Raw genomic sequence first — 12,439 nt, forward strand, 5'->3', positions numbered from 1 at the left:
AGGTGCCCCCTTTGTCCGAGTTGAGATGGCACAAGTCCTCGTATTCCGAGGCGGCCGGCAACGCCTGCGTCGAGATAGCAAAGAGCTGGCACGTCATCGCCGTACGCGATTCAAAGAATCTGGAACAGCCGCATGCCTCCGTGGGGCGTGAGGCGTGGGTGCGGTTCACCGGCGCTGTGGCCGCAGGGCGATTTCCCGGGACCTGACGCCGAACTCTGAGGACGCGTCCCGGCGGCGAGATCACGTGCCGCACTGCTGGAGATCGTTTCCCGTGGCACGCAGCGTCCCGCACACGGCCTGAGCGGCTTGGCCGTCAAATCGGCCACGTGGCACGAGAGTTTCGTTGGCGCCCCGCGTGTCCGCCATGTGGGCGGGATGTCAGGATCCACCCTCGCCCGGCACGCTGGTTTGCCAGCGGTGATCCATCAGGGCTGGAAGCGAGTCCTGGCGATCAGTCCGGCAGCTTCAGGTCCGTGCAGCCGTGTTGCTTCGCCGAACGTTCGGCGTACGCACGCAAGGACGCGAGGAGGAATTTCTTCTGCGGATACGCGTACTCCGTCGCGTAGATACTGAAGATCGCCCGTCCGGCGCCGGGGCATGCGGCGGTCGCCCTCGCACTGTTGGGCCCGATGGCCGCGTCAACGTTCGGTGTGCCCGGTTCATCGGTCTCTGACCGCAGGCGCTGCGCATAGGGGCCGAACGCGGCCTCCAGGTAGTACAGCTCCTCAGAACGCGCCTTGGTCTCGCCCAGCACGCACTCTTCCAGCGGGGCAGTGCCGGTCGCCTTCGTCTCCTGGATCCAGTGGATCTCCTCGTTCTCGCGAATCGGGATGCCCCGACATGTACCCGTGGCCACGTACGAGGAGCCCTGCTCGGCCTGCGCCGCCACAACTGGGATTCGCCCTCCCTGCTCGACCTCGCACGACCAGCGGTCGGCAGCCTTCTGTGCGGTGGCCGCAGCCAGTTCCCCCATGGCACGGGCCTCGCTCGGATTGTCGTGCGATGCGTCACCGGCGATGGATACGACGACGGACGCAGGCTTGTTGTCGCAAGGCAGCACGATGCCGGTGTTACTCATGTCCGTATAGCCGTACCAGCCGCCGCCGAGAGCCGCAGGAAGGGTGTCCGTCGTGACCGAGTCCAGCTCGTCGAACACGTCGTCGGCGACTGTGTCGGATCCAACCGCATCGTCGGCTATCAGACCGATGGTCACGTACATGTCGGCGACTCGGCAGTAGCTGAAGGCGTCGTCACCGAAGCCACGCCGTGTGTCGTATGACAGGCCGACCTCCGTGTTCAGGCCAGTGAAGGCGGCGGACTCCTCGTAGGGGATCAAGCCGTCGCAGTACGTCGCCAGCTTGTCCTCGTAGCGCCAGCCCTTGCCGGTGTCGCTCAGCCTGTACCAGCTGTAGCTCGCGGCGAGGACGAGTGCCAGCGGCGTTACGACATACAGCGCCGCCCTGCGTATGACCTTCATCTGTCCGCTCTTCCTTGCTCACGCTGCGAGGGAGACCTACCGAGGCCGTAGGCATGGCTGGATCAAGGGTGCATGCCCGGTACACGAGTTACGGCCTTCCCACACGACCGAGACCCTGACCGCCCCTCCCAAGACCGCGCGGACGCGGTCACTGGGGAACCAATGGGACTGCGTGACCCTTGACTTCTCGACCTCGAAGACGATCTTCCGGTGCTGCGTGGACCGGGTTCCTGCCTCACAGAACTGGTATCGAGTTCTGTCGGCGTGATGTGCGCCGTTCCGTCGGTGCTCACAAAACACAGGGTGGGCACCTCCCGCGCGTGCCCACCCCGGTCTTCCGTACCGACCAGCCCTACAGGTAGTAGCTGGCAGCTTTCTTGTCGCCGCCCATGTAGTCACCGCCGGCTGAATGCACAACGCGGGCAATGGCGACGAGGGCCTGGTGAATACCCTTGGCCTCCCTGTCCCAGGCAGCCTGCTGCTCGGCGTAGGTCGTGTGCGCTTCGCCTTCCCACAGGCTGGAGACGCTGGCCACCTTCTGTTGGATGGCCTCAAGATCCTCCTCGAGTTTCTTGGCCTGGTTCGCGAGCGTGGTGGCCGTAAGGTCGAGGCCGTCGTACGCAACAAAGGTTTCGCCTGGGTTGTTGACGCCCATGGTGTCCCTATCTCCTTGAAGTTTTCGACTGAGTGGCGGAGGGCCTGAGACCGGCTATCTCAGTAGCCGCTGAGAGCCGACTTCGAGCCGCCGAGGTCCACGTCGATGCTCTGGACCTGAGCACGAACCTCGTCTTCAGTTCCGTCCTTGATCTTCCGGGTGGCGCTCATGGCTTCAACGAATTTCACGAGGATGTTGCCGATCTTGACCATGCGCTCGTTGATTTCCGTCTGCTTCGCGTTGAACGCGCCGGCACCGATGCCCTTCCAGTGCCCTTCGAGGCCGTCGATGGTGGCCTGCAGGTCCCTGAGCTGCCCCTTGATGTTCTCGAACCTGTGCAGGAGGTCCTTCTCGAGAAGGATCAGATCCTTGTCATCTACCCGCTGACGTTGTGCCATGTCTGGGCTTTCCTTCCTTAGCTGTCGTGAGAACGTGCACCGTCATGTCCCGGCCTGATGGTGAGACGAGAACCTGACTCGGTGGGAGGGGCTGTGCTGTCGAGAGGTGTCTGTCAACCGCTACGGCGCGAACGCAGCACGGCGAGGCCACCGCCGCCGATCACGACCACTGCCGAGACGGCACCGAGGACCACCCACAACTGGGCGTTGTCGTCAGAGGAGTTCGAGCTTGATCCTGCCGCTGAAGTCTGGCCACCTGAAGTGTTCTTCGAGGGCTGTGACGACGCTGGGACAGAAGCGGACGGGGAGGCGTCCGCTGCGCCTGACGCGCCGGGCACCTTCCTATTCGTGATGGGGTCGACATCAGCGGCTCCTGGATTTCCCTTGCCATCCAGGAGACTCTGACCCGGCCGGATCAGGCCGTACCCGAGGTACTTGCTGGGGGTGTCCTTCGGCCACTCCCGGCCCGCGGTGTCGAGCATGACCCGGAGGACCTGATTAGCTGTCCAGTCGGGGTGGGCGGACCAGATTAGGGCTGCGGAGGCGGAGGTGATGGCGGTGGCGATACTAGTTCCCTCGTTTTCACAGTAGGAACGAAACGTCGCGTCGCACCAAGTTGGGGCGTCAAGACCCGGTGCGGCCAGATCTACGTAGGCACCGGTCTCCGAAAACTTGCCCACGTTGCCGGATTTGTCCGCCGCGGAAACACCGACTACATACGGATATGCGGCCGGATAGCCGATGAAATCCTTCGTCTGCGCATCATTTCCCACGCTGGCAAACATCAACTTACCCTTGGATGCCGCATACTTGACTGCCGCCTTCTCCTCCGGGTAAATGATGTTCCCGCCGAAGGACATGTTGATGATTTTGGCGTCGCTGTCAGCAGCAGCCCTGATCGCTTCCGCCGCTACAGAGGTCTTCTTCCTCTCGGCCTCGTCCGTCAGCTGCTTGAGGGCAACTCGGTACGGGACAATTTTCGCGCCCGGAGCAAGACCCTTCAAACCACCACCGGCGCCGGTACCAGCGATCAGCTCCGCCATGCTTGTTCCGTGGCCTGCATAGTCTTTGGTGGCGTGGTAAGCGACACTCTTCGGTACCTCGTCGACAAGTACTTGACCCTTCAGGGAAGGAGTCGAAGGATTCACTCCCGAGTCGATGACAGCAATTTTGACGCCTTCGCCGGTGCTCACCTTCCAAAGGTCATCAGCCGCCATCGCGTCCAAGTACCACTGCTGTGACTGAACGTCGTCGGCCACCGCACTCGGAGCCAGCCCCGCGGACGCGATGACCAAAGCACCGAGTGCCGAGCACGCAGTGGAAACCCGCCTTCCGGTGGGGCCGGTGAAGGGGGCAGTCCACCTGCCACGCTGGCTGGTTGCTGACAGCATGCCTATGTACATCCTCGTCCGTGGTCAGTCGGTCGCTGGCGGCCTATTGCGCCGCTGCTGGTCGGGCAGGTCGGTCTCGTCGTTCGTGCCCCGGGAGTCGGGCCGCTGTGCTCCCCTGGCGCCTCGCTGGTCAGGTGCTTGCTGGTTGTTACTACCGCCGGGACCTCGAACGAGACCGGTGCCACCGGGCGTGAGCCCGTTGTTCCTGGTCCCGGAGACTCGGCCCTTGGGGGCGCCGACCACACCGTCGGAGTTGCCCACAGACCGCCGAGATAGCTGCCCCGTACCACCGGCGCCAGACGTCGAGTTGGGCGCGCCAATGACCCCGCGCTGCCCGATGGTTCCACCCGCAGCACGCGAGCCGCTGGCGGCCTCGCCCCCGACGACCGTGCCGCGCTGCACCTTGGGGCCGGTTGCTCCGGCCGACGGTCCGGTTGTGGGCCTTCCACCGACAACGCCATTACCACGGCCTGCGCCGGTGGCACCCAGGCCAGCAGTACGCCCGCCTGCCGGGCCGCTGAGCCGAGGTGTTCCGCCAATGACGCCACGGCCCAGCGGTGCCCTGCCTACCGTCGTAGGACCCCCGCGGGCTCCGCCTTGTCCTGTGGCAGCGGCACGTCCCATGGGACTCATGGGCCCGCGCCCCATGGGCGCCTGAGAGGTGCCGCCCTGGGTACCGGATCGGCCTTGCGCCTGCAATGGCGTCCTGCTGCCACCGCTGAACCCTGAAGTGCGACCGGCAGGCCCAGCCTTTACTGGGTTCACAGCGCCATTGGCATAGGGTGGAGTTGACCCGCCTCCAGTCCCCGGCCCCAGTGTGCCCTGCGTGGACGGAGGGGTACCAGTAGTCGGCGGGGTCGCGGTCTGGGGCGACAGAGTCTCGACGCTGTCGATCTCCGTACCAACGTTGCGATCCGGGTACGTAATTGAGCCGTCGACGTCCTTGCGCGGCGGCGTGGTGTCGCCCGAACGGGAGTCTGTGGAGTGGTGGCTGGTTGCCCCCGACTCAGAGACCGCTGAAAGGACCCCTCCGTGTTGCCCGTCCCCTGCAGCACGGCCTGTGTCGGTGCCAGGGCCAGTCGAGTAATCCGGCTTAGGCACCCCCACATCAGGCATCGACTCAAACGTAGGCGGCTCCTGCGCCGCCAGCGTGTCCCTCGACACCGCATAGAACGACGACAACCGATTCATCTGGTTGATCGCCTCTTGCCGGTGCTTCTCCGTCTTCAGCGCGGCGGCGTACTCGTCGTTGCTCTCTACCCGCTTGGACTCCGGAATGTCCGCGACCGACTTGGGGTCGGTCCGAGTGTCCCGCGGAGGAAGCGCGCTGATCACGGAAGCCAGGCCCGTGCCCGCCGCCGTGATCTGGTCTCCCGCGACCTCGGCGAAGGTGGAGAGCTTGTGCGTGTTGGTGACGAGAGTCTTGCCCCATTTACGGAAGGCATCGCCGGACTCGCCCACCCACTCGACACGGTCGATGTGACCGCTCAACTCATCGGCGGCGGCCTTGATGGCATCGCGGGCATCCCACAGTGCCTTGCCGGCGCTCTCCAGGTCCTCCGGCTTCGTCTGGTGGACCAGGTCGAGCATGCTGTTGAGCTCGAAGCTCTCGAAGTCCGACCTGCCTCGTCGCAGTGAGCCGCCGCCGAGGAACGTGCCGTCGAAGAGATTCGACACCGCGGTAAGGGCGTCGGTGACGGAGACCTGAGCGGCCACGTCCTCCTGATCGGCCTTGTGCCGGTCGTCCGTGTGCTTGCCACCGGCCATCAGCGATACCCCGTTCCGGACCCAGTGCTGTCGGAAAGCTTGTCGTCAGGCTTGCCGGCCTTCTCGCGCTGCGCACTGTCCTGCTCTTGCTGCAGCTCCGTCTGGATCTCCCAGAAGCGGTGCCGGAGGTCCTCTTCGAGGTTGCTGAAACCGATCTTCGCGCCCTTCACGGCGATCCCGATGGCTTCGATCTGCAGGCCGAGTGTCTTGGTGAGCGAGGTGAGGCGTTCGTGGACGCGCTCGTACTGATCGTAGAGATCCTCGGCCTCAGCGAAGCAACTGCTCCCGCTGTGCAACGAAGTTCGTGCAATCCTCTGGGAACCCACCTTGGTCGTGCTGCCCGCCGAGCCCTCGAACTCCGCCAGAAGAGCGGTCACGCGCTTCTGGAAGGTCGACAGCATCTCGCCGCTGGCCTCCAGGTTGGCAGCCCTTGACGCCGAAACGCCGCCTGCCATGTCCGCAGGAAGCACGATGCCTTCCCTCCCCGTTCCCCGTTCCGCTCACCCGGTCCTGGGTGAATGTGGTCCCCTGAACGTTCCTGTCTGCAACGAGACCACTCTAGTCAACTGCTGTGACAGCCCCAACTCCCTTATGCGACAGCTCTGCCACTGCCCAACGACGCTTCATGTCTTGTTCGCGCCGCTTCATCTTGGTCCCGTCTCCGTCGCTCCCCACCCATCGCTCTGCGAGCTCTCCTCCGGGCTTCCCCTGCAAACAGCCGACCCCGCCGGCTACGACTTCCGTGCGTCGGCGATCGCATCCAGTTCACGCATCGCCTCGGAGTGGGCACTCATCCGGATGCTCACACTGCCGCTCGTGAAGAGTGCCACGCCGGCGGCCGACACCGGCACGGACAGCCCAAGCAGGGCAAGGGCCTCGGGCCAGTCCCGTTCGTTCTCACACCAATCCCCCCTTTGTAGGCCCTCGTTGGCCGTACCACGCTCCGTCAACAACCGTGATTCGCACTCCTGGGGGTACTGGTCGTCGGGCTCCTCATTGACCTCGTACGGCATGAGGAGCAACAGGGCGCACCATGTCCACAGGAGCGCCGCCAAGGCCAGCAACCCGACGCCCCAGGCGCGTATGCGACTGGCCCGGTCGCGAAAGTCGAGGTCGTATTCACGTGATCGCATGGCGGAGGAATCTAGCAGCGGCCCTATGCTGCGGTGCCCGCCAAGCGCCTCGCTGCGCCAGCATCCAAACGGGCTCTTCCGCCTCCCGGCGGACGGCAATTGGTAGATCCGTCTCACCAACTACGTGACCCACCCGAGGTTTTCCTGTCATGGCGTGAGACAGAATGACCAATTGCCCTCGGTCACCCACACAGGGCTCAGCTCGTTCATTTGGTCAGCGCGTCCGTAGTCAGTCGTCCAGTCGTCGCTCTCGTCTGCGCCGGGAATCCCGCATCGCTACCGCCGTCCCGCTCAGGCCTGCCACCAGGACGAGGCTGCCGACCACCGCGTACGTCGCCAGCCGGGCATTGCGTTCGTCCGCCGTCTCCCCGAGCTGGAGTTTCGCCGGCATCGGAGCCTCCGCCTTCAACAAACCCTCCTGTGGGTCGGGGGATTCGATCGGGTGGTCGTCCTCCGTCAGGGCGCGGACCGGGTCCACCACGCCCCAGCCGACGAGGCGGTCGTGGCCCGCCACCGAGCGTTCCGCGGTCTGCTCGATCTGGGCGACGATCTCGCGCTGGGTCCGGTCGGGGTGCTTCGCCTTGATCAGGGCGGCGACTCCGGCCACGTACGGGGCCGAGAAGCTGGTGCCGTTGTCGGAGCAGTGGCCACCCTGGGGGACGGTGGAGATCATGTCCACGCCCGGGGCCGCCACGCCCACGAACTCGCCTGACTGGGAGAAGGAGGCGCGTTCGTTGTTGCGGTCCGAGGCCGCGACCGCCAGGACGCCGTCGTACGACGCCGGGTACGTCTCCTTGACGTTGCCGCCCAGGCCGTCGTTGCCCACCGAGGCCACGATCACGATCTCCTGGGCCAGCGCCGCGTCCACCGCCTCCTTCAGGGCCGGGGCCGGCTCGATCGCGTTCGAGGTGTCCTGGGAGATGTTGATGACGTCGGCCTTGGCCTGGATCGCGTAGCGGATGGCATCCGCGAGTGTCTTAGCCGTGCCGTGGCCCTCCGCGTCGTTCTGTTGGATGGGGATGATCGTGGCTTCGGGGGCCAGTCCGACGAAGCCCGTCCCCTTCATGGAGCGGGCCGCGATGATGCCCGCCACGCGCGTGCCGTGGCCGACGGTGTCCGTCGTGCCGTTCTCCTTGCCGCGTTCGATCGGGTCGCCGTTGTCGTCCTTCAGGTTCTTCGGGAGGTAGTTACGGCCGGCCTCCGTGTCCACCGCGTCCGTGAGCTGCGGGTTCCGCAGGTCCACGCCCGTGTCGATCACCGCCACCCGGACACCCTTGCCCTTGGACTGGCTCCACAGTTCGTCCAGGAGGACGCGTTGCAGGGCCCAAGGGCGGCCCGCGTACTTCTTGTTCGGGAACGTGCACTGGTCGGTGGACGAGTCCGCGGTGGCGGGCGGTGCGCCGACGACCGTGGAGATGATCAGCGTTGCGGCCGTCACGGCGGCGGTGCGGAGGGGCCCTGCGGCAGGCGCGTACGACATGACTGGCTCCCCCTACGAACCCTGCGGCTGGCGCGCCGCCGACGTCGACAGACGGGGGCCCGTGGACAGGAAGGAGGACCATTCGACGGGGATGGGGGCCGGGTCCACATCGGAGTAGCCCAGGCGGATCTGGGCCAGTTGGGCCTCCTGCTGCAGTTCCTTGCGCTCCTTCGCCGTGACGCCGATGCCCGCGTCGTCCGTGGCGCTGTCGTCGTTGGACTGCATCGCGTAGCGCAGACCGGTGTCGGTGACCAGGAAGACGCCGCCCGCCTTGGTCTCCTCGCCCTGAAACTGGCGGTAGAGCTGACCGAAACCGGGAGTCACGTACGCGCTGGACGAGCCGGTCGGGAGGGGGGCGGGGAAGTCCGTGCCCGCCCAAGTGCTGAGCGTCGTCGTGCCCTTGTCCTCGTCGACGTCGCGCAGGACGTTGCAGATGGTGTTGCGGTGTTCGTCCGAGGCCTCCGCCTCGTTGACGGGCACGGGCGCACGACTCGGCCAGTCGCGGTCCGCGGCGAACTCGGCGGCACTGGGCACGAAGGCTCCGGCGCTGACGTCGCGCGCCTTGCCCGCCTGGCCGAGGCTGACGAGGTCCCTGCTGTTCAGCAGCAGCTTCGCGGTGAAGTCCGAGACCGGAGCCACCTTGCCCTGCTCGACGACGTAGTGCTGCTCGGTCGCGCCGTTGGGCGCCTTGAGCACCATGCCGACCTTGTTCACCTCGGCGGGCAGGTCGCCCGCGACGCCGGCTTCGGCGCCCACCTGACCCTCGATCGTCGGGAAGGCGATGGGGTCGCCCGGGTGCAGGGTCTCCAGCCACTCCGTGGACACCCGCTGGGGTTCACGGCCGGATCCGACGAGCGTGCGCAGCAGCAACTCGTCGCTCGCGTCCACCTCGTACGACGTGCCGCTCGCGTCCACGATGTACCGGGTCTTGTCCGGGCCGACGACGTACAGCAGCTCACCGCCGTGCAGTTTCTGCCTGGTTCCCTCGGTCTTGCTCATGTCGCGGGACGCGAGGACGAACGCGGCCTTCTGGATGGACCTGCCGCCCGCGCTCGGGCGCTCGCAGACCGCCCAGCGCTTCGCGGAGTCCGCTTCGGACGCAGCGGGCAGGCGGTCGGGGGCGTAGGGGATGCCGATGGTCACACCACGCGGGATGGTGCCCTTGTCGAGAATGGACTCGTCGACGGTGACGACCTCACCCTTGCCCGTGTTGAGGAGGAGCTTCGCGGACGCCATGTTCAGGACCGGGTGGAGTTGGACCTTGCCGTCGGTCTTGAGGACCACGTACCGGGTGGTGGAGTCGCTGGCGACGATGACCTTCTCGCCGACGGTGTCCCATCCCTTCGGCGCGGTCGGTTTGAACATCCCCCACGCTCCGAAGACGGCCATGATGATCACCCCGACGATGGCGCCAGGAACCACGGCGCGCAGCGGGCGCGGTGCCCCCTCCTCCGAACCGTCGGGGGACGACTGAACGAAGGACGCGAGCATGCGGCGCTTCGCGAAGGTGTAGGCGTTGAGCTGGTCCCGCCGAGATGCCATGTGTGCCTGTTTCTCCCCGTGGCTCGCCTGGGCGGCGCTCGGGAGTCGACGTCCCCCGCCCTCCGCTGTCAGACCGGCCCCCTACTATGCCTGGTACGGGAGGGGACTTGTGGAGCGGGTAGGGTGTCCCGGCCTTCAAGGGCCCTGTGTGGCAGCGATATCCAGCCAGTTGTGAGCAAAACGGGGGAGATGAAGTGACGGCTTCGGGGACACGGACCCGGCCACGTGACCGGTCGCAGGAGCGGGGCTCCTCGGTGCCCCAGCCACAGCGGTCCGCGGCACGCTCGGGGCCTCGGCAGCAGACGGGGGCGCTTCACCTCAAGGTGCGTGCCGGACAGTCGGGGTCGTTTCGGCTGCAACGGATCGTCCTGCTGGAAATCGCGGCCGCGGCGCTACTGGTCGGATGGGTCGTCGATCCCCTCGCGCTGATGCCGGCAGCGGTCGTCGCGGTCGTCCTCGTCCTCCTCGCGGTGGTACGCCGCCGAGGCCGCTCACTGCCCGAATGGCTCGCTACGGCACGGGCGTTGCGCACGCGACAGCGCCGAGCCTCGAGTACACCGATACAGCCGGGTACGGAGCCGGGCCTCGCCCCGGCCGTCGAGTGCGACCCGAGCCTGCACACGTCCGTGTACGGCGGGCGGGACCGGCGACCGGTCGGGATGATCGGGGACGGGACGTTCGTCACCGCCGTCCTGCAGGTGGAGGCCGACGCGACCGCGCTGCGGGCCGAGCGGAGCAGACAGCCGCTGCCCCTGGGGCTGGTGCGGGACGCGCTGGACGTGGACGACATCCACTTGGAGTCGGCGCAGATCGTGCTGCACACGCAGCCCGCGCCCGCGCTGCATCTGCCGCAGCAGTCCGTGGCCGTCAGCAATTACGCGCCGCTTCAGGCGCAGACCGGGGCGCCGGCGGTGCGCATCACCTGGATCGCGCTGAAGCTCGATCCGGAGCTGTGCCCGGAGGCCGTGGCCGCGCGCGGGGGTGGACTTGTCGGGGCACAGAAGTGCGTGGTGCGCGCAGCGGACCACCTCGCAAGTCGGCTCACCGGGGCGGGATTTCGTACGACCGTGCTCAATGAGGAGGAGTTGACCGCCGCGGTGGCGACATCGGCGTGCGCCAACCCCCTGGTGACGGCGGAGGCGGGGCGGACCGACCAGCCGGCCCGGCGGACCGAGGAGACCAGCCGCAACTGGCGCTGCGACAACCGCAGACACACGACGTACTGGGTGCGGAGTTGGCCTCACTTGGGCGGTGGCGGCGGGCCGTCGCTGCCGCAACTCGTCGCGCTGCTCACGGCCGTGCCCGCGCTGGCCACCACCTTCAGCCTGACGCTGCGGCGCGGCGAGCGTCAGGAGATCTCGTTGAGCGGGCACATGCGCGTGACCGGACGCAGCGACGACGAACTCGTCGCGGCGCGACGGTCACTGGAGCACGCCGCACGCCAGGCCGGGACGGGGCTGGCCCGGCTTGATCGTGAGCAGCTTCCCGGCGTGCTCGCCACGCTGCCTCTCGGGGGTGTTCGGTAATGGCCATGACCACACACGGGATCGGCGCATCGGGGGCCTACGGGTCTTCGGGGGCCTACGGGATTTCGGGGGCCTACGGATCCTCCGACGGCGCGCAGCCCTCGGCCGCACAGCGGTTGCAGGGTCAGCTGCGCAGCGGGTTCGGGCTGATCGGGCCGCGGCACGGACGGCATGCGCTGTCCGTTGAGCAGGCGGACTCGCTCGCGCTGCCGATCGGGGACGACGGGGTCGTCATCGGCGTGGATGCCGAGGGCCAGCCCGCCGTGCTGGGGCTGGTCCGGCCGACTCCGTACGACGTCGTGCTGATCGGCGGGCTGTGGACCGCGCAGGTGCTCGCTCTTCGAGCGGCGGCCACGGGTGCGCGCGTCGCCGTGGAGACGGGGCGGGCGCCTGCCTGGATGCAGCTGGTGCACGCGATGGGCGGCGGGCAGAACGGGCTGAGCGTGCACGACGTGGGGCGGGTTCCGCCGCAGGGCGCCTCGGCCGGCAACCCCGTGCTGGTCGTGCGGGACTGCGGGATGCGGCCGCCGCGCGGGCGCGTGGTGGCCGGGCCCTGGCAGTCCGTGCTGACGCTGTTGCCCTATCTGAGCCCGGTGGCTCCCCGGCTGCTGCGGCAGGCACGGCTCGTCGGAGTCCAGCGGGTCTCACCGGACGAGGCCGCGGAACTGGGACGCACGTTGGCGCTGCCCCGGGGCGATGTGGACTCGCTGCCCACGCTCGCCGACGGCGTCACGCTCTGGTGTGCCGACCGCGACCGGCAGTATGTGATGACCCAGCCGACGGACTCCGAGACCGGATTGTTCGGTACGCCGCGAAGGATGGACTGACCGGCGGAACACCCGCCCCGCATTGGGTATTTGAAACCGATTCACCCTTCCTTGTGCTCGACCTGTTCACCGAGATTGCCCGGTTTGTTCACCACCGTGGCGCGTCCGTACGCCACTTCTGGGCAGGGTGTGACGTAGCGGGCGGCCACGGTGGGGTGGACGGGCCTGCCGTACTGACAGTCATGGTGATTAGGCTGGGGCCGGGCGGGACGCCAGAACCGGTGGACGGGCCGCCCGCGTCTC

The 12,439-nt window shown here is 67.2% G+C and carries 12 protein-coding genes; 3 read left to right on the plus strand and 9 right to left on the minus strand.

Features of this window, described 5'->3' with window-relative positions; genetic code table 11:
• Positions 1-11 precede the first annotated feature (11 nt).
• Positions 12-206: a DUF397 domain-containing protein gene (locus C4B68_RS10710; protein ID WP_099502543.1), complete on the plus strand. Its 195-nt coding sequence runs from the start codon at positions 12-14 to the stop codon at positions 204-206.
• A 245-nt stretch (positions 207-451) separates the two neighbouring features.
• Here the strand turns inward: C4B68_RS10710 and C4B68_RS10715 are convergent, their stop codons facing one another.
• The 9 genes from C4B68_RS10715 to eccB form a co-directional block, all read right to left on the minus strand.
• Positions 452-1,477, minus strand: coding sequence for a hypothetical protein (locus C4B68_RS10715; RefSeq protein ID WP_099502544.1), 1,026 nt, complete (start codon positions 1,475-1,477; stop codon positions 452-454).
• A 352-nt stretch (positions 1,478-1,829) separates the two neighbouring features.
• A complete protein-coding gene (locus tag C4B68_RS10720; RefSeq protein ID WP_099502545.1) occupies positions 1,830-2,132 on the minus strand; it encodes a WXG100 family type VII secretion target in 303 nt (100 codons plus the stop codon).
• Positions 2,133-2,191: 59 nt separating this feature from the next.
• Positions 2,192-2,530, minus strand: a complete 339-nt coding sequence (locus tag C4B68_RS10725) for a WXG100 family type VII secretion target (RefSeq protein WP_099502546.1) — start codon at positions 2,528-2,530, stop codon at positions 2,192-2,194.
• Positions 2,531-2,643: 113 nt separating this feature from the next.
• Positions 2,644-3,723 (minus strand): S8 family serine peptidase, encoded by a 1,080-nt coding sequence (locus C4B68_RS10730; protein ID WP_240634295.1) that lies wholly within the window; start codon positions 3,721-3,723, stop codon positions 2,644-2,646.
• A 222-nt stretch (positions 3,724-3,945) separates the two neighbouring features.
• A complete protein-coding gene (locus C4B68_RS41825; protein ID WP_167459066.1) occupies positions 3,946-5,688 on the minus strand; it encodes a mediator complex subunit 15 domain-containing protein in 1,743 nt (580 codons plus the stop codon).
• Positions 5,688-6,158 carry a hypothetical protein gene (locus C4B68_RS10740; protein WP_240634296.1) on the minus strand — a complete coding sequence of 157 codons (471 nt, stop codon included), beginning with the start codon at positions 6,156-6,158 and terminating at the stop codon, positions 5,688-5,690. Before C4B68_RS10740 ends, C4B68_RS41825 begins: the two co-directional genes overlap by 1 nt.
• 261 nt (positions 6,159-6,419) lie before the next feature.
• Positions 6,420-6,821: a hypothetical protein gene (locus tag C4B68_RS10745; protein WP_099502675.1), complete on the minus strand. Its 402-nt coding sequence runs from the start codon at positions 6,819-6,821 to the stop codon at positions 6,420-6,422.
• 229 nt (positions 6,822-7,050) lie between these two features.
• Positions 7,051-8,301, minus strand: coding sequence for a type VII secretion-associated serine protease mycosin (gene mycP / locus C4B68_RS10750; protein ID WP_099502549.1), 1,251 nt, complete (start codon positions 8,299-8,301; stop codon positions 7,051-7,053).
• Positions 8,302-8,313: 12 nt separating this feature from the next.
• Positions 8,314-9,843, minus strand: coding sequence for a type VII secretion protein EccB (eccB, locus tag C4B68_RS10755; RefSeq protein ID WP_099502550.1), 1,530 nt, complete (start codon positions 9,841-9,843; stop codon positions 8,314-8,316).
• A gap of 254 nt (positions 9,844-10,097) precedes the next feature.
• Here eccB and eccE point away from each other — a divergent pair, with 254 nt between their 5' ends.
• Positions 10,098-11,369 carry a type VII secretion protein EccE gene (gene eccE, locus C4B68_RS10760; protein WP_099502551.1) on the plus strand — a complete coding sequence of 424 codons (1,272 nt, stop codon included), beginning with the start codon at positions 10,098-10,100 and terminating at the stop codon, positions 11,367-11,369.
• Entirely contained in the window at positions 11,369-12,196 is an 828-nt protein-coding gene (locus C4B68_RS10765; RefSeq protein WP_373682233.1) for a hypothetical protein, read from the plus strand. Before eccE ends, C4B68_RS10765 begins: the two co-directional genes overlap by 1 nt.
• Positions 12,197-12,439 lie beyond the last annotated feature (243 nt).

The organism is Streptomyces dengpaensis, from assembly GCF_002946835.1.
GTDB classification, from domain to species: Bacteria; Actinomycetota; Actinomycetes; order Streptomycetales; family Streptomycetaceae; genus Streptomyces; species Streptomyces dengpaensis.

What these genes read in the sequence shown, in the direction of transcription:
- C4B68_RS10715 (WP_099502544.1), bottom strand. Translation starts at nt 1,477, where the DNA reads ATGAAGGTCATACGCAGGGCGGCGCTGTATGTCGTAACGCCGCTGGCA.
- C4B68_RS10720 (WP_099502545.1), bottom strand. Translation starts at nt 2,132, where the DNA reads ATGGGCGTCAACAACCCAGGCGAAACCTTTGTTGCGTACGACGGCCTC.
- C4B68_RS10725 (WP_099502546.1), bottom strand. Translation starts at nt 2,530, where the DNA reads ATGGCACAACGTCAGCGGGTAGATGACAAGGATCTGATCCTTCTCGAG.
- C4B68_RS41825 (WP_167459066.1), bottom strand. Translation starts at nt 5,688, where the DNA reads ATGGCCGGTGGCAAGCACACGGACGACCGGCACAAGGCCGATCAGGAG.
- C4B68_RS10745 (WP_099502675.1), bottom strand. Translation starts at nt 6,821, where the DNA reads ATGCGATCACGTGAATACGACCTCGACTTTCGCGACCGGGCCAGTCGC.
- mycP (WP_099502549.1), bottom strand. Translation starts at nt 8,301, where the DNA reads ATGTCGTACGCGCCTGCCGCAGGGCCCCTCCGCACCGCCGCCGTGACG.
- eccB (WP_099502550.1), bottom strand. Translation starts at nt 9,843, where the DNA reads ATGGCATCTCGGCGGGACCAGCTCAACGCCTACACCTTCGCGAAGCGC.
- C4B68_RS10765 (WP_373682233.1), top strand. Translation starts at nt 11,369, where the DNA reads ATGGCCATGACCACACACGGGATCGGCGCATCGGGGGCCTACGGGTCT.